The organism is Arthrobacter sp. ok909, assembly GCF_900104405.1.
Lineage (GTDB): Bacteria > Actinomycetota > Actinomycetes > Actinomycetales > Micrococcaceae > Arthrobacter > Arthrobacter humicola.
Window position 1 is genome coordinate 71,769 of sequence record NZ_FNJS01000012.1, and the last position, 16,402, is coordinate 88,170.

At 66.9% G+C, this 16,402-nt stretch carries 17 protein-coding genes, 1 pseudogene and 1 riboswitch; of the genes and pseudogenes, 7 read left to right on the plus strand and 11 right to left on the minus strand.

The features are described from left to right. Positions 1-198: 198 nt before the first annotated feature. Together BLR03_RS11750 and BLR03_RS11755 are read left to right on the plus strand one after the other, a co-directional pair. Complete coding sequence (locus tag BLR03_RS11750) at positions 199-504, plus strand: hypothetical protein (RefSeq protein WP_175460513.1); 306 nt, start codon at positions 199-201, stop codon at positions 502-504. Between the two features lie 340 nt (positions 505-844). After that, positions 845-2,752 (plus strand): DEAD/DEAH box helicase, encoded by a 1,908-nt coding sequence (locus BLR03_RS11755; RefSeq protein ID WP_091252743.1) that lies wholly within the window; start codon positions 845-847, stop codon positions 2,750-2,752. Positions 2,753-2,843: 91 nt separating this feature from the next. On the opposite strand, the gene BLR03_RS11760 is transcribed toward BLR03_RS11755, so the two are convergent. The 6 genes from BLR03_RS11760 to BLR03_RS11785 all read right to left on the minus strand — a co-directional run bounded on the left by BLR03_RS11760 (position 2,844) and on the right by BLR03_RS11785 (position 7,138). Further along, the gene (locus tag BLR03_RS11760; RefSeq protein ID WP_091252745.1) at positions 2,844-3,494 is read right to left on the minus strand and encodes an MBL fold metallo-hydrolase; all 651 of its coding nucleotides are present in this window, start codon (positions 3,492-3,494) and stop codon (positions 2,844-2,846) included. Between the two features lie 20 nt (positions 3,495-3,514). Continuing rightward, a complete protein-coding gene (locus tag BLR03_RS11765) occupies positions 3,515-4,537 on the minus strand; it encodes an aldo/keto reductase (RefSeq protein WP_091252748.1) in 1,023 nt (340 codons plus the stop codon). A gap of 142 nt (positions 4,538-4,679) precedes the next feature. Continuing rightward, positions 4,680-5,087, minus strand: a complete 408-nt coding sequence (locus BLR03_RS11770; protein ID WP_091252750.1) for a DMT family transporter — start codon at positions 5,085-5,087, stop codon at positions 4,680-4,682. A gap of 2 nt (positions 5,088-5,089) precedes the next feature. Then, entirely contained in the window at positions 5,090-5,413 is a 324-nt protein-coding gene (locus tag BLR03_RS11775; RefSeq protein ID WP_091252752.1) for a DMT family transporter, read from the minus strand. Between the two features lie 9 nt (positions 5,414-5,422). Then, positions 5,423-5,490, minus strand: a riboswitch (guanidine-III (ykkC-III) riboswitch). Positions 5,491-5,565: 75 nt separating this feature from the next. Further along, on the minus strand, positions 5,566-6,333 hold the full coding sequence (locus BLR03_RS25210) for a cache domain-containing protein (RefSeq protein ID WP_091252754.1): 768 nt from the start codon (positions 6,331-6,333) through the stop codon (positions 5,566-5,568). 64 nt (positions 6,334-6,397) lie between these two features. Continuing rightward, a complete protein-coding gene (locus BLR03_RS11785; RefSeq protein WP_091252756.1) occupies positions 6,398-7,138 on the minus strand; it encodes a FadR/GntR family transcriptional regulator in 741 nt (246 codons plus the stop codon). Between the two features lie 282 nt (positions 7,139-7,420). On the opposite strand from BLR03_RS11785, the pseudogene BLR03_RS11790 reads away from it, so the two are divergent. From BLR03_RS11790 to BLR03_RS11805, 4 genes and pseudogenes are all read left to right on the plus strand, one after another. Beyond that, positions 7,421-8,494: pseudogene (locus BLR03_RS11790) on the plus strand (ABC transporter ATP-binding protein). A gap of 115 nt (positions 8,495-8,609) precedes the next feature. Further along, positions 8,610-9,797, plus strand: a complete 1,188-nt coding sequence (locus tag BLR03_RS11795) for an ABC transporter substrate-binding protein (protein WP_091252758.1) — start codon at positions 8,610-8,612, stop codon at positions 9,795-9,797. Positions 9,798-9,867: 70 nt separating this feature from the next. Then, the gene (locus BLR03_RS11800) at positions 9,868-10,797 is read left to right on the plus strand and encodes an ABC transporter permease (RefSeq protein WP_175460514.1); all 930 of its coding nucleotides are present in this window, start codon (positions 9,868-9,870) and stop codon (positions 10,795-10,797) included. Positions 10,798-10,810: 13 nt separating this feature from the next. Next, on the plus strand, positions 10,811-11,632 hold the full coding sequence (locus BLR03_RS11805) for an ABC transporter permease (protein ID WP_091252760.1): 822 nt from the start codon (positions 10,811-10,813) through the stop codon (positions 11,630-11,632). A gap of 17 nt (positions 11,633-11,649) precedes the next feature. On the opposite strand, the gene BLR03_RS11810 is transcribed toward BLR03_RS11805, so the two are convergent. Continuing rightward, complete coding sequence (locus tag BLR03_RS11810) at positions 11,650-12,255, minus strand: HutD/Ves family protein (protein WP_091252762.1); 606 nt, start codon at positions 12,253-12,255, stop codon at positions 11,650-11,652. A 116-nt stretch (positions 12,256-12,371) separates the two neighbouring features. On the opposite strand from BLR03_RS11810, the gene BLR03_RS11815 reads away from it, so the two are divergent. Further along, a complete protein-coding gene (locus tag BLR03_RS11815; RefSeq protein ID WP_091252764.1) occupies positions 12,372-12,974 on the plus strand; it encodes a phosphoribosylanthranilate isomerase in 603 nt (200 codons plus the stop codon). A 192-nt stretch (positions 12,975-13,166) separates the two neighbouring features. Here BLR03_RS11815 and BLR03_RS11820 read toward each other — a convergent pair whose 3' ends face one another. From BLR03_RS11820 to BLR03_RS11835, 4 genes are all read right to left on the minus strand, one after another. Continuing rightward, on the minus strand, positions 13,167-13,895 hold the full coding sequence (locus BLR03_RS11820; protein WP_254788426.1) for a LamG domain-containing protein: 729 nt from the start codon (positions 13,893-13,895) through the stop codon (positions 13,167-13,169). 74 nt (positions 13,896-13,969) lie between these two features. After that, entirely contained in the window at positions 13,970-14,149 is a 180-nt protein-coding gene (locus BLR03_RS11825) for a hypothetical protein (RefSeq protein WP_091252766.1), read from the minus strand. Continuing rightward, positions 14,146-14,523 carry a hypothetical protein gene (locus BLR03_RS11830; protein ID WP_091252768.1) on the minus strand — a complete coding sequence of 126 codons (378 nt, stop codon included), beginning with the start codon at positions 14,521-14,523 and terminating at the stop codon, positions 14,146-14,148. The genes BLR03_RS11825 and BLR03_RS11830 overlap by 4 nt, the downstream gene beginning before the upstream one ends. Further along, positions 14,513-16,381 (minus strand): hypothetical protein, encoded by a 1,869-nt coding sequence (locus tag BLR03_RS11835; RefSeq protein WP_254788428.1) that lies wholly within the window; start codon positions 16,379-16,381, stop codon positions 14,513-14,515. Before BLR03_RS11835 ends, BLR03_RS11830 begins: the two co-directional genes overlap by 11 nt. Positions 16,382-16,402: the final 21 nt, after the last annotated feature.

A 16,402-nucleotide genomic window follows, 5' to 3' on the forward strand; every position in this document is an offset into this window, starting at 1 on the left:
ATAACGGCGGCGGCAACAACGACGGCCTCAACCAACGACGGCCTCAACCAACGACGGCGGTAACTAGCGACGGCGGTCAGCGGCTGCCTTGGCGCACAGCCCTGCGGACACATGGAAATCACGCTCCGGAAACCATTCCGAAACCTCCATCGTGAATGCTGGGCACAGGACGTTGGACCGCTGGGGAAGGCACTGATCATGGACGTTGAAGAAGCACGGCACATCCGCAGCTCAAGTGAGCTGAACGTGGGGGACGAGATCGAGGCCTGGCACAACGGCAAACTCTTCCATCGGGGCACGGTAACGCAGACGGTCACGGCCGTGGACCTGTTCTGGATCCTGGACTCCCGGACGGGGACGCGCCGCCTGATCGACGCCGAGGCGCTCATTATCCTGCGGGCAGCGGACCAGGGCACGGCCAAGGCGGCGTCCCGGGCAGCCGCCCGCACGCCCGCCCAGCCGTCCCACATGCCGCTGTTCCAAGCGCCCAGCCTGGCCGGCTAGGAGCTGCACCAAGGTCACGGAAACGGGATCCGACCCGGACGGATGCTAGACTGGTGAAACTTGATGTGCAGTGATGCCTACTCATATTCGGTTGACCGGCTTCGGTCCATCAACCGGATCTCCTGCCGGGTTCCTTCGGGGCCCGCCCGCAGGGAGTGGGTTTTTTCATGTGAGAGGCACATCCTGCGTCGATGAACGCGTTCCATTTGGTCCTGGCCGCCGCTAGCTGAAGTTTGGCAGCAGCCCGGTTGACCACCTGACTTTTCTTCGGCGAACCCCTGAGCCAACCGGCGCCGGGGGCCGATATCCGCATGGATACCGCCTGAAAGACCCTGAACTTATGACTACTTTTGCTGCCCTCGGCACGCCCAAGGCCCTCGCTGACACCCTCACCGCGCAGGGGATCGTTGAACCGTTCCCCATTCAGGTCAAGACCCTCCCGGACACCCTGGCCGGACGCGACGTTCTGGGCCGCGGCCGCACCGGCTCCGGCAAGACCATCGCATTCGCCATCCCGCTCGTGGCACGACTCGCCGAGCGCGAAGCCAAGCACTTCCGCAAGCCAGGCCGCCCGATGGGCCTGGTCCTCGCACCGACCCGCGAGCTGGCCACCCAGATCAACGCGACCATCGAGCCGATGGCCAAGGCCATGGGCCTGAACACCACCGTGATCTACGGCGGCATCTCCCAGGCCCGCCAGGAAAAGGCCCTCCGTGCCGGCGTCGACATCGTCATCGCCTGCCCGGGCCGCCTGGAGGACCTGATCCGCCAGCGCATCCTGACCCTCGAGGGTGTCGAGATCACCGTCCTGGACGAGGCCGACCACATGGCCGACCTCGGCTTCCTGCCGGTCGTCAAGAAGCTCATGGACATGACCCCCAGCCAGGGCCAACGCCTGCTGTTCTCCGCCACCCTGGACAACGGCGTGGACAAGATCGTCCAGCGTTACCTCTCCAACCCGCTGACCCACGCGGTAGATGAATCACAGGCCGCGGTGACCACCATGGAACACCACGTGCTCGTGGTCAACGACCAGACCGTCAAGAAGCAGCTGATTGTCGAGCTCGCCTCGGGTGCCGGCCGCCGGGTGCTCTTCCTGCGCACCAAGCACCACGCCCGCAAGCTGGCCAAGACCCTGACCGACGCCGGCATCCCCGCCGTCGACCTTCACGGCAACCTCTCGCAGAACGCCCGTGACCGCAACCTGGCCGAGTTCTCCTCCGGCGAGGTCCGCGTCCTGGTCGCCACCGACGTCGCCGCCCGCGGTGTCCACGTCGACGACGTCGAGCTCGTCATCCACGTGGATCCGCCCACGGAGCACAAGGCGTACCTGCACCGTTCAGGCCGTACGGCCCGCGCGGGCTCCGACGGCACCGTCGTCACGCTGACCCTGCCGGAGCAGCAGTCCGACGTCAAGAAGCTCATGAAGGCTGCCGGCGTCGAGGTTAACTTCGAGCGCGTTACCGCCAACTCGCCGCTGGTGGCCGAGCTCGTGGGTGAGATGGCGGACAAGATCGATCCCCGCACCCGTGCCGCGCTGCTGGCCGCCAAGGCCGCCCAGCACGGCGGCGGCACGTCGACCGGCGCCAACGCCGAGCGCAAGCGCGCCCGTCGCACCACCCAGGCTGCACCCACTGCGGGTGGCCGGGGCGGCCGTGGCGGACGCGGACGCGTCGGAGCCGAGGCTCCCCGCACCGATCTGCCGCGTGCCGAGCGCCGCGCCGTCGCCTATGAAGGCCAGGCCGCTGCCCGGAACGCCGCTGAGCGCGTCGCGGAGAAGAACCAGGACCGCGCCGACGCCGAGCGCGCCGAGCGCCGGAATGCGCGTGGCCGTGGCCGCGTGACTGCTTACGGGCACCACAACGATGTCCCGGCCGCCGGCGGACGTGCCGCTGCAGGCCGCGGTTCGGACGGACGCGCCGCAGAAGGACGCAGCGACGCCCGGGGCGCTTCGGCTCCCCGCAGCGGTGCCCCCCGGACCGGCGGTGCTCCCCGCACGAGTGGCGCTCCCCGCACGGGGGCTTCGGCTGGCGGCCAGCGCAGCGGACGTCCGGCAACGGGCCAGCGTGCCGCTGCCGGTGCCAAGTCCGGCGCGAACTCGGCGGTCTGGTCCTCCAATACCGGCGGCACCTCCGGCGGATCCTACACAGGCGGCGGCAACGGCCGCTCCAGCGAGGGCCGTCCGGCACGCAGCGGCGGCCCCCGCCGTGCGTCCGCCCCGGCGTCGAACGAACGCCGCAGCCGCTAACAAGCCCGCTTAACCACCATCGAGTGCTCCGTAAGTGCCCTTTAGAAGGTTCATAAGGGCTGTTCTGGAGCACTCGATGAGGTTTCTGGCTTTACCAGCCGCGGACGCGCCACTCTTCCAGATGCGGGCGTTCCGCGCCCAGGGTGGTCGGCTTCCCGTGGCCCGGGTGCACCACGGTGTCATCCGGATACACGTCGAACAGCCGCTCACTCACATCGGTGATCAGCTGGGCAAACCGCTCCGGATCATTCTGGGTATTGCCCACGCCGCCGGGAAACAGCGAGTCTCCAGAGAAAATGTGAGCCGGGCCGTCCGGGTCCTGGTACACCAGGGCCACCGAGCCCGGCGTATGTCCCCGCAGATGGACCGCGGTTACGTCGAACCCGTCGAAGTTGCCGACGTCGCCGTGGTCCAGCAGCACATCGACCTTCACCGGCAGTTCGGGGGCGTCATCCGTCCCGGCCGCCGTCTTGGCCCCGGTTGCTTCCACCAGTCCCTGCAGCGCACGGACATGATCCCAGTGCTGGTGGGTGGTGGCAATCAGCTCCAGCTTCGGCGTCGCGGATGTATCCGCGGCGGCGTCCGCGAGCAGCCCCTGGATGGCGGCCAGATCATCGGCCGCATCGATCAGGAGCTGCGCGCCGGACGCCTTGGCCGTGAGCAGATACACGTTGTTGTCCATCTCGCTGACCGAAATCCGGCGGATGGTGATGTCACGTAGCGAGTGAATGAGTGAGTCCATGGGCTTCAGTCTAGGACGCGCTATTCCCGGCCCTGGGACACCCAGCTGGGGTCTGCGGAACGGGAGCCGACGACGACGTCCGCGGCGGCTTCCAGCGTCTCACGTTGCGCCGGCGTGAGGTCCAACGACAAGGCGCCGAGGTTCTCATCGATCCGGTCTGCCTTGCGCGTGCCGGGGATGGGGACCACCGGCAGCCCGAGCTTCCGGCCCTGGGCCAGGAGCCAGGCCAGCGCCACTTGCGCCGGCGTTGCCGGTTTCCCGGACACGGAGAGCTCAGCGGCGACGGCCCGTACTGCGTCCACCACGTCCTGGTTTGCCGCGGCAGCGTCCTGGGCGAAGCGGGGGATGTTGCGGCGGAAGTCGTTGCTGCCCAGCGCCGAGGCGTCCACGGTGCCGGTGAGGAATCCCCGGCCCAGCGGCGAGTAGGGCACGAAGCCCACCCCGAGCCCGGCCGCGGTAGGAACAACGTTGCGTTCCACATCGCGGCTCCAGATGGACCATTCGCTCTGGACAGCCGCGATCGGGTGGACGCTGTTGGCTTCGCGTAGCTCCTCTGCCGTCACTTCGGACAGGCCCAGGTGCCGCACCTTGCCGGCCTGCACAAGCTCCGCCATGGCCTCCACGGTTTCCACAATCGGAACGCGGGGGTCACGGCGGTGCATGTAGTACAGGTCGATGGTGTCGGTGCCGAGCCGCTGCAGGCTGCGATCCACCGCCTGTTTCACGTAGGCCGCATCGCCGCGGATATCCGTGTAGCCGGCCGACGGGGTCCCGACCAGGCCGAATTTGGTGGCCAGCTGGACGTCGTCCCGCCGCTCCTTGAGCAGCCGCCCGATCAGCTCCTCGTTGCTGCCACCGCCGTAGATGTCCGCCGTGTCGAGGAACGTGACGCCGGCGTCGACCGCGTGGTGCAGGGTTTTCAGGGCCTCGGCCGGGTCCACATCACCGTAGACAGGGGTCAGGGCCATGCCGCCGAACCCCAGGGGGCTGACCGCGAGGCCGTCGCCGAGCTGGACTTGTGGTGCCGTCACCTGGGTCTCCATTCGCACTGTGAGTGGTTCCGTCCTTGCCAAGAACCCCTGAGCGCGCGCGGCTATTCCGGGCCCCGCGGGAGGGACTTCCCCACCTTTGACGCTGGCGGGGCCAGGACGACGGCGCGTCCCGGGGACCCGCCGTCGTCCTGCCTTAGACGTGGGGGGATTCCGCGGGGGACGGTGACCGCTTAGCTTCCGGGGCTGCCGTGTCCCCGGCCGGCAGCAGTTTCAGTCCCGCCGCGCAGCCGACAATCCCGGCGATGAACACCAGCTTGAGCGGACTGGCCGGTTCGACTCCGGTGGCCATCGCCCAGCCGACCGTCAGCGCCGCGCCGATCCCCACCCAGACCGCGTAGGCGGTGCCGAGCGGGATGCGCTTCACAGCCGTGCCGAGCCCCAGCATGCTGAGAGTGGCCGTCACCGCGAACACGAGCGTGGGCAACGGCCGGCTGAACCCGTCGGACAGTCCCAGGGCCGTCGCCCAGACCGCCTCCAGCACGGCGGAAGCGAGCAGGATCAGCCAGGCAGCTAGTGATCCCGGTGCCCTTTTCGCGCTCATTTTCACGCCACCAGCTTCAGGCCGACGACGCTCGCGGCAATCCCGCCGAGCAGCAGGAGGCGGCCCGCCGTCGGGCGTTCAACCTTGGTGATGATGGCGTATGCGGAGGTAAGTACCACCCCGACCCCGACCCAGACGGCGTAGCCGGTGCCGGTCGGGATGGACTGCAGGGCGACGGCAAGGCCCCCGGTGCTGGCGAGGACGGCGACGAGGAAGACGAAAGCCGGGACCAGCCGGCGGCGGCCCTTGGCCTGCGAGGTGCGGTGCAGGGCGGCGGCCCAGACGGCCTCCAGCGCCCCGGAAAGGATGAGTATTAGCCACGACATGACAGCTCCTGTGGCCAGTCTTGTCGCGTGCCGGGTACTGAACCGTCGTCCGGAGGCCCGGAAAAAGGGGGCCTTGGAATCCAAGTTTAGCAACTTCGCCGTCACGGCCCGGCGGCGGAGCCCGCGGATCAGCCCGGCGTCACAGTCCGTTGTCACAGTCCGGTAGCGTCGCTCCAAACCGTGAACGTGCGCCCCACAGGGTAGCGCCTGCACGGCTCGTCCGGCACGGTGAGGTCTCCGGCATCGATGTCGGACGCCGCTGACGCCACGGCCCGGCCGTCGGCGTTGACCAGGGTGGCCCGGTCTCCGATTCGCCGCAGGGCCGGCATGGCCCCGCGTTCAAGGCGCTGAACCGTGACGTCAATGCCCACGATTCCTGCGACCGGGCCGTCCGGACGGGTGAACACCGGGTGCGTGAAGGTCAGGACGTACTCATCGCTGCACAGGAAATCCACGTAGGGCCCGGTGACATGCGCCTGGCCTGTTTCCACCGGGGTCCGGAACCATTCAGCCTTGACGTAGCGGCTGATGGAGTTGGGGCTGAAGTTGGCCAGGGCGTCCACGGGTTCCAGGTCCGGGCCCTGCCACCAGGCGATGTAGCTGCGCTCCGGCCCGAGCAGCCCGGCGTTGGCAATGAACCCCGCGCCTGCCGCGTAGCCGTCGGGCAGCTGCACCAGGTCCTCGACCACCGGCCGGATGAGCTTGTCCACGGCGGTGCCCGTAACTTTGCCGGACATGGCGGCCAGGGCTGCCCCGGCATCGGCGGCCCACGCCGCCAGCCGGTGCTCGATGCCGGCGATGGTGGAATCGAGCTCGGCGACGGCCCGCTCGGCGGACGCCTGGGCCGGGTCGGTCCCGGCCGGCGCGGCGGAGGGACCTGCGGCGGAGGGACCTGCTGCGGTGGAAGTGGTGTCGGACATGGTTGCTGCCTTAGCTCGAAGGGCCGGGACGGTGCGGTCAGGGAAAGCGCTCAGAGGGGTGCGGTCAATAGCGTTTGGCCTGCTCGGTCAGGAGCCAGTCGGTGGTGGCGGCAATGAGGGCTTTGACCCCGGTTTCGGCAGCCGCCGGCTGGTGGGCCTCGATGGCTGCCGCCACGTCCTCGAGGATCAAGGTGGTACGCCCGCGGTAGCCGGAGTCGGCGCAGGGCAGCAGCGTGAGGATGCCGAGATCGGCCTGCAGCCGGATCAGCTCCCGGGCCAGCCGCGCGGAGCGGGCAATGGCCGCGACTTCCAGCAGGAACTCGGACAGCGCCAGGCGCCAGCTCAGGGAGTCGTCGTCCGCTGCCGGGATGAACGAGCGCAGGGTGGCGACGTCGGCGGCGTCGGAACGCCGGGCCGCGACACCTGCGCAGGCCGCGGCGATCGCCTGGTAGTGCAGCGCCAGGTCTCTGATCTGCAGCCGGCTCACCTCGTGCAGTTGGGCCAGGGCCCGTTCCCGGGAGGGCAGCACGTTGTCGGCGATGAAGCTCCCGCCGCTGCGGCCGCGCGCGGTCCGGATGATTCCCGAGGCTCGCAGCTGGGACAACGCTTCCCGTGCCGTCACGGCGGACACCCCCAGGGCAGCGGCAAGTTCGGTTTCGTTCGGGAGCCGCTGGCCGCTGGTCAGCAGCCCTGTCTCCACCGCCTGTTCGATCCGGGCGCACACTTCGTCCACGAGCCTGCGGGATTTGATCGGCGTGAACACGGCCGCCAAGCTCCGGGAGGCGCCCTCCGGCGACAACAACATCAGGGCCTCCCTTCCCTCCGGCGGTACGCGGCCGCCCCGGCCGGGGCATCCGTGCAGGATTCAACGGCAGCGTCTAAGTGCAACGTCCGAGAGCATCTTCCGGCGACGGCGCCGCCGTGCGCCGTCCGGGCTGATGTCATCCTAATCCGGGCTTTGCCGGAGGGTCTATACATAAAACCTATGAAGTAATAGCATTTTGGCCAGCAGCCCAGTGTGGACTGGATCACATGCCGCTGCATGGCTCTCTCGTGGACGATCCGGCAACGAAGTAAGGCGCACCGTATGACCGAAACACTGGCCGCTGGCACCTCCACCGGAACCGACGAGGTTCCGGCGATCCGGTTGCGCAAGCTCACCAAGGTTTTCGGGGATACCGTCGCGGTCAACGCAGTGGACCTGGATATCCGCCACGGGGAATTCTTCTCCATGCTCGGCCCGTCCGGCTCCGGCAAGACCACGGTGCTGCGGCTGATCGCCGGCTTCGAACTGCCGACCTCCGGCACCATTGAACTCGAGGGCAAGGATGTCACGGCGAAGGCGCCCTTCCAGCGGGACGTCAACACCGTCTTTTAGGACTATGCCCTGTTCCCGCATATGTCCCTCGTGGACAACGTCGCCTACGGGCTGCGGGTGCGCGGCATGCCCGGGAACCAGCGCCGGGAGCGGGCCCGGGAGGCCCTGGATCGCGTCCAGCTGGGGAAGTTCGTCGGCCGCAAACCCGCCCAGCTCTCCGGCGGCCAGCGACAGCGCGTTGCCCTGGCCCGGGCGCTTGTTGTCGAGCCGAAGGTCCTCCTGCTCGACGAGCCGCTCGGTGCCCTGGACCTGAAGCTCCGGCAGCAGATGCAGGTCGAACTCAAGGAATTGCAGCGTTCGCTGGGCATCACTTTCATCTTCGTCACCCACGACCAGGAGGAGGCCCTGACGATGAGCGACAGGATCGGGGTGTTCAACAACGGCAGCATCGAGCAGATCGGTACGGCACACGAAATCTACGAGCGCCCCGGCGACATCTTCGTGGCAAATTTCGTCGGTACCTCCAATATTTTCGACGCCGGCCAGGCCCAGTCCGTCTACGGCCGGCCCGAGCCGCTGTGCATCCGACCTGAACGGCTGCGCGTCGCCTGGGCCGGGGAACCGGAGCACCGGGCCGGCGTCACGTCCCGGTCCGGATCGGTGACGTCGTTCGTGTACGTCGGGCACGCCACCCAGGTGCGCGTGCAGCTCGACGGCGGCCCCGCCGTCGTCGCGCTCGTCCCGGAAAAGCTTCCCGGCAGCGACGCGGAGCTGGTGAACCGGCCCGTCACTGTCAGCTGGGACGACGACGCCGTCGTCTGGCTTCCGGCGCACGGCTCCTGACGCCGGGGTGTGGAGGGCAGACACCCGGCCGTCCGCGCGGCGTTTCCACCCCGCAGATTTTCACTCCTAGCGATTTACCCCTACATCGATTCACCCCCATCGAAAGGTAAGGATCATGGCACCAAGAACGAAGGCCTCCCTCGTGGTCGGGGTGGTAGCGGCGGCGGCGCTCGCGCTGGCCGGCTGCGGGACCAGCGGCGGATCGGGTTCCTCACCATCGGCGCAGCCGACCAAGACCGAGATCGGCGCCGGTGAAGGCCAGCTATCCATCCTCGGGTGGCCCGGGTACGTCGAGGACGGCAGCAACGACCCGGCGGTGGACTGGGTTCATCCCTTCGAGCAAGAGACCCAGTGCAAGGTCAGCTTCAAGCCCTTCGGAACCTCGGATGAGGCCGTGACGCTCATGCGCACGGGGCAGTACGACGTCATCTCGGCCTCCGGCGATGCCTCGCTGCGCCTGGTGGCCGGCCAGGATGTGCAGCCGGTCAACATGAGCCTGCTGAAGAACTACCCGGACATCTATCCATTCCTGAAGGACAAAGCCTGGAACACCGTCAACGGTGTGAACTACGGAATGCCCCACGGCTGGGGCGCCAACCTGCTGATGTACTCCACGGACAAGGTCACCCCGGCGCCCACCTCCTGGAGCGCGGTGTTTGACGACGCCGCCAAGAACACCGGCAAGGTCACGGCCTACGATTCGCCCATCTACATCGCCGACGCCGCCGTCTACCTCATGGCGCATAAGCCGGAACTGGGCATCAAGAACCCCTACGCCCTGGACAAGGACCAACTGGCCGCCGCCGTCGATCTGCTCAAGCAGCAGCGCACGCACATCGGCGAGTACTGGAGTGACGTGGTCAAGGAGGTCCAGGCCTTCACATCCGGGAGCACCGTGGTCGGCACCACCTGGCAGGTGGGGGCGAACATCGCGGTGGCCGACGGCGCCAAGGTCGCAACCCTCATTCCCTCCGAGGGTGCCACCGGCTGGTCGGACACGTGGATGATCGGGTCCAAGACCAAGAATCCCAACTGCGCCTACAAGTGGCTCGACTACATCGCCAGTCCCAAGGTGAACGCCCAGGTGGCCGAGTACTTTGGCGAATCCCCGGCCAATGCGAAGGCCTGCGACCAGACCAAGGATCCCAAGCACTGCGAGACGTACCACTCCGGTGATGCAGCCTATGCCGAAAAGATCTGGTACTGGACCACTCCGGTGGCCGAATGCCTCGATGGCCGTAAGGACGTCAAGTGCACAGACTATTCGGAATGGACCAAGTCCTGGACGGAAATCAAGGGCTGACTCCGGCAACGGACAGCACCGCATCCGGAAAGAACAGCAGGCCCCGACGGCCGGCAGAAATTATGGCGAGATGGCACAACAGATGCAACAGCGTCCGCCCGGCGCACCCCGTGACGCCGGGGCTGTACCGCGGGCGAGGGCCCACGCGTTCTCGGCGTTGCTTCACCGTTCGCCCCGGCTGAGGCTGGCCGCGCTGCTCACGGCCCCGGCAGGGTGGCTGGTGCTGGTCTACATTGCCGCCCTGGCGGCGCTGCTGATCACCGCGTTCTGGACGGTGGACACCTTTACCGGAGAGGTGTCCACGGTCTGGACCACCGAGAACATCGTCACGGTCCTGACCGATCCGGTGTATCAGCGGATCACCCTGCGGACCTTGTGGATCGCCGTGGCGGTCACCGTGATCGATATGTTCCTTGCGTTGCCCATCGCGTTCTTCATCGCCAAGGTGGCCAGCGCCCGCTGGGAGAAGCTGCTTGTGGTGGCCGTGCTGATGCCCTTGTGGGCCAGCTACCTCGTCAAGGCCTACGCCTGGCGGAATGTCCTGGCCGAGGGCGGCCTGCTGGAATGGCTGGGGGCTCCGATCGGCCTGTCGTCTCCGGGGTACGGCGAGACCGCCGTCATCCTGACCCTGTCCTACATCTGGCTGCCGTACATGATCCTGCCGATCTACGCGGGCTTTGACCGGGTGCCCGACTCCCTGCTGGAAGCCTCCGGAGACCTGGGCGCGAAGCCGCTGACCACCATGCGACTTGTGATGCTTCCGCTGCTGGTCCCCTCCATCATCGCCGGCACGATCTTCACGTTTTCCCTGTCGCTTGGGGATTACATCACCGCGCAGATCGTCGGAGGAACCACCCAGATGCTCGGCACCGTGGTGTACGCGAACGTCGGCGCCGCGAACAACCTCCCGTTTGCGGCCGCGGTGTCGCTGGTTCCGATCGCCATCATCATGTTCTACCTCTTCATCGTCCGCCGCACCGGCGCCCTAAACAACCTGTAGCGCGAGGAGCATCATGAGACTTTCCCGTAGCGCCAAGGTGGTCCTGGGCATCGTTTCCGGGCTGGTGCTGTTGTTCATCTACACCCCACTGATGCTGGTGGTGGTGAACTCGTTCAACGCGGACCGGACGTTCGGCTGGCCGCCGAAGGGCTTCACCCTGGAGTGGTGGGGCAAGGCTTTTGACTCGCCCGGCGTCAGGGATGCCGTCGTGTCCTCCCTGTGGGTGGCGGTGGTCGCAACCATCATCTCGCTGGTGCTGGGGACTCTGCTGGCGATGTCATTGCAGCGTTACAAATTCTTCGGCCGCGACGTCATCAGCCTCCTGGTGATCCTGCCGATCGCGCTGCCCGGTGTGGTCACGGGCATTGCCTTGAACAACATGTTCACCACCATCCTGGGCGTGCCGTTGAGCCTATGGACGGTGGTGATCGCCCACGCCACGTTCTGCATGGTGACCGTGTTCAACAACGTCATTGCCCGGCTCCGGCGAACGAGCGCCGGCCTGGAGGAAGCCTCCGCCGACCTTGGCGCCGGCGTCTTCACCACCTTCGGCCTGGTGACATTCCCCCAATTGCGCTCGGCCCTGCTGGCCGGTGGCCTGCTGGCCTTCGCACTGAGCTTCGACGAGATCATCGTCACCACGTTCACGATCGGGGCCGGCGAGACCACGCTGCCGATCTGGATCCTGCAGAACCTCTTCCGTCCGAATCAGGCGCCCGTCGTCAACGTCGTGGCCGTCGTGCTGATCGTGGTCTCGATCGTTCCCATCTGGCTCGCGCAGCGGCTCTCGGGGGACTCTGTAGGCGTCAGCGGAGCCCGCGTGAAAGCGGACTAAGGCTTGTCCCTTCCTCGTTAGGCAGCCGGGTCGATGGAGACGACCGCCAGGAATCCGCGGCCCAGGATTTCCGGCGTCGCGGTGTCGGAGCCGACGACGGCGTCATAGCGGTTCAGCTCGACGGGCCCCGTCTCCGTCCCGGTCCCGGGGCTGACGGTCGCCTGGCCCTGCAGGAGGATGCCGAACTGGCCAGCGAACACCGGATGGGCGCGCTTCTTGGACAGCTCGATGATGGAGGTGTAGCCCTTGAAAGCGCCGTTGCGGGTGATGACGTTCAAGTCCCGGATGTCGCCGGTGGGCAGTGCCCCGGCAGAATCCGCGTCGCCGGAGAACCGGAACGGGCGGTACTTCTCGAGTGGATGCTCGGCACCGTCCACGCTCAGGAGCAACAATTCGCCGTCAATGACGGTCAGCACGCGGTCCATCCCGGCGAAGGCCGAGAATTCCCCGGCTTTGGAGACCTCGGCAATGCTGACCCGCCAGTCCCACCCGCTGTCATCCGCTGTGTTTTGCGGGGCGGTTTGCGCGGCCGCGGTCCGGGGATGGCGTGCCAGTTCGCGGGTCACCCCGCCGCCGTTGCGCCAGGGGTGGGCTTTGAGCTCGGCATAGCGGATGATCTCCATGGCTTCAGCCTATCGGCCCGCGCCGGCCCGCCCGGCTGCAGGCGCTGACGCAAAGTCGGCGCTGGCTGTCCGGTCTTGCTACCGTCAGAGGCAGGAAGCGTGCAGAAGGAGCCCGAATGTTTGTCAAAGTGTGCGGTCTCAGCACCCCGGAGTCGGTCCGCGCCGCTGCCGAGGCCGGCGCGGACGCGGTCGGCTTCGTCCTGACCCGCAGCCCCCGGGAGGTCACCCCGGATCAAGTCAGGGGCCTGCTCACCCATGTCCCGCCCGGGCTGCCGGCCGTGGGAGTGTTCCGTCACGAACCGGCGGCCGACGCCGTCGCCGCGGCCCGAGAGGCGGGCCTGGCCTGGGTCCAGCTCCACGGCGACCGCTCACCCGCGGACGTCCGGACGGTGCACGACGCCGGGATGAAGCTGATCCGGGCCGTCACCATGGGTGCCGCCCCGGAAGCCTTCGACAACTGGGGCGAGGAGCTGCTCCTGATCGACGCCGCCGTCCCCGGCTCCGGCGAGGCCTGGGACTACGGCTCCGTGCGGGCGAAGGCTCTTGGCGGGCGGACATGGCTCCTTGCCGGCGGCCTCGACCCCGCCAACGTGGCCCGGGCGGCGGCGGAGGCCGGCGCCTGGGGCGTCGACGTCTCCTCCGGTGTCGAGTGCGCCCGTGGCGTCAAGGATCTGGCCAAGATCAGGGACTTCGTGCGGGCCGCCAAGTCCGCGGAATAGGGCCGGCCTGCCCCGTATCGCACACGCAGCATTGGGCGCACACAACACAGGGCGCACACCACACAAGGCACACACCACGGCGCACATGCGGGAGAGTGGCAGCCGGGGAGGGTTCCCTGTCTGCCACTCTCCTGGCGGAATGGCATCAAGCGATGCTCCCGCCGCCCGCGCTTGTCCGCGTCGGGCCAGTTTCTACGAGCGTTTGATGATGACGTCGTCGATGTATTCGTCGCCCTTCTGCCGGTAATGCTCGGCGCCGAGCTGAACCTTGCTCAAGCTGCTGCCCAGCATTTTGACGCTGGTGCTGCTGTACTTCTGTACGCCGTCGAACCACACCTGGATTGTTGACGTGCTGCCATTGGCTGTCACCCGCATGCTGACGTGGTGCCAGGCGCTCAGGGAGATGCTTCCGGAGATCAGCTTCGTGTAGACAAAAGTGCCGTCCGGTGCTGTTACGCGCAGCCACAGCTGCCCGTTGCTGTTGTACCGGTAGATGTCGGCAACCCTGGTGGAGCCGGAGAAGTACCGGAAGTACGGAACGTCGTTGCCGGAGACGCCGGCAACAGTGATGTTGAACCAGCCGTCGGCGTAGGCGGTCTTCGTTCCCGAGGGAAACGCCGGGGCGGAGAGATTTGCCAGCGAACCGGAGTCCGTGGTCACGTGCAGCTTGGCTGATTTCGTCCCGGTATGCTTCGTCGAGGTGGAAATAGTTGCCGTACCCGTTCCGGATACTTGGGGGACGAGGCCGCACCAGCCGCCCGCCTCGAAACTTGTGGCGAGTACGAGGGTGCCCGGGTACGAGTTTGTCGGGGCGGGACTACAGGTTGCGGCGGTAGCCGCCTGGGCGGAACCGAAAACAAGGGAACCGGCTACGAGCAATCCGAGCGTCCCCACCGTGCTGAGTGCTTTGAGTTTTCTCATTGAGACTACTTTCCGTGCGTGGTTCGACTTGTTTGGGTGGGCTTATGCCGATGCGCCGGGCGGGCTGGCCTCGTTCAGGCCAGCTGCGCCAACTGAACCAGCTCCACTACGGCCGAGATGCCGACTACGGCCAGCAAGGCCGCGGTGATTATCTTTACTGCCCGCGGCAGCGCCTGGTCCGGCTTCAATACACGCAGCACATCGCAGCTCACGAGTGCGGCAACTGTGGCGAGTCCGATCACGACGATGATCATTTCGCACGCACCAGGACGCGCTTTGGCCGCTTGAGCTCAATGCCAAGGAAGGCGAGGGTCAGGATCGACAGAATGCATACTCCTGCCGGAGGTGACCAGAGCCGTGCATAGATCATCGCCGTCGCCACGAGGGTTGACATCGTGAGGCTGAAGGCGATTGCGATGGCGATGCTGAGGGGGAGAGCGCCAGTCGCCTGGGCTGAGCGCGGGGGGTCGAGGCGGAGCAGCAGCACCAGCGCTGTCCCGGGACCGGCCAGCATCAACAGGCCTATGACCGCCAGGCGCAGGCCCTCGGGGCCGACGAACGAGAGCGGTATGGCGGCCACGGCGACGGCTGCCGTCGCATAGCTCACGTAGCTGCGTTCACTTGCCATTGCTAACTCCTTGGATGTGAAAAATCACGCCGCCGGCGTTTTCATATACCTTCGTCCAGCCGGGACTGGTGGCGCAGGTCGCGATAAAACGTTGGAGGTCGCCCGCGGGAGTCGAGCCGCGAAGATCGGCTGCCGCCTGCTGGCTTTCGGTCACGATGAGGTACGCGCCGGCTTTGTGGGCGATCTTGTTGGCCGCGTCGCAGGTGAGCGGCGCCGCGTTGGGAACGGGCTCGGCAGCAACGAGCGACCGGTAGTCATAATCCGCGTAGTGCTGGAATCTCCACGGGGTGTTGCGAACTGCCTCGATGAGGATGGAGCCGGTGGGCGCCATCGAATAGAGACGGTTCACTACAGCGATTTCATCGTTATTGAAGCTCTCCATGCTGTCATTTCCGTATCGGGAAACGACCGTGGCCGTCGCCAGCACCGCGCCCATCAGCAGCAGCCCGATGGCCCGCCGCATGCCCAGCCCGGCGGACTTGTCCGACATCAGCGGCAGCACCACCAGACACACAGCAAACGGCAGGCTGAACAGATACAGGCGCAGTAGCAATTCACCGCCATAAGGCTGGAGAGGAATCAACACCAACGGAGCAAGGGCCCCGGCCGCGGCCGTCAGCCACGGCGCCTTCCGCCGGTAGCCCACAAAGGCGCCGACAGCGGCGAGAATCCAGACCAGCGCGACCTCGGCCATGCGCGTATACACGACGAACACGTGGGCATCACTGCCTGAGACCCGGGTACTCAGCGCACCGAAGCTGTTCGCACCGATGTCACCGAGCGAGCCGAACAGTTGGCCGAAGTGCCCCTGCAGGAAGGCTGACGCCGCAAAGAGCAGCCAGCCCACGGGCAGGATCACGGCAAGAACCGGCAGGAAGCGCAACCGGAGACGGCCGGTCAGCAGCATTGCGGCCAGGATGGGGATCACGGCATAGGGGGTGAGCTGATGTGAAGCCGTCATGGCGAGCAGCATCAGCCCGCAGACCACGACGAGCACGGCCGCATCCGTCCGGGGCGGTTCCATGACGCCCTGCCGGGGGACCGCGCCGTCCAGCTTGCTGACATTCCGGGAAAGCCATCGCGAGAACCGGGTGCGTTCCGTGGGCCACGCCCACCCGCCAAAGACGCTCAGCAGGCAGGCAACCAGGGTGAGCAGTAGGAAGAACGAATAGGCCTGCGGGGACAAATAGTCTTGTCCGATCCAGCTGGCCAGGTAGAAGATCCAGACGGCCGCCCAGGCCTGGCGAGGATTTGCCGTCAACCGCCGGGCCAGGGCCAGCAACGGTGCCAGCATAAGGATGTTGATCCCCACGGGCGCCCACGTTGCGATACCCATAAGGTCTTTGGCTCCCGACGCTCCGGAGAGCATTCCCAGCAGGTTGAAGAATCCGGGCCAGTTGAAGTACGCGTCCAGCCCGGGATCCAGCTGACCCGTTTGGGCAATGTTGTCGGCAATGCCCAGATGGCGGAAGCTCGCCTCGAGCCGGGGCAAGCCGTGGATGACGGGATCGGCACCATTCAGGACAACCGCCGTGACCAGCAGTTGCCAGGTCAAGAGCGCAGGAACGAGCCGGCGCAGGCTCAGCGAGGCGACGAATCCGACCAGGCTGAGTGCGAGTGCGACGAAATAGGCCGGCGGGAGGACGTCGATGAGTCCGGCCCCGTCGATTCTCAGGGGGTCGACCTGCGCCATGCTCCAGACGCCCAGGACGAGGGCGGCCGCGGCCACCGCAGCCAGGGCGCCGACATGCCACGCAGGAGTCAGGCCGAGGTTACGGTGGGTGGGCGGTTTGGCACCGCCGTCCCGGAGCTGCGCGTCATGCCGGTGGGGGGTGCGCACAGGGGGGCTTGCTGCCATTTCGTGTGTCATGATTTCTCG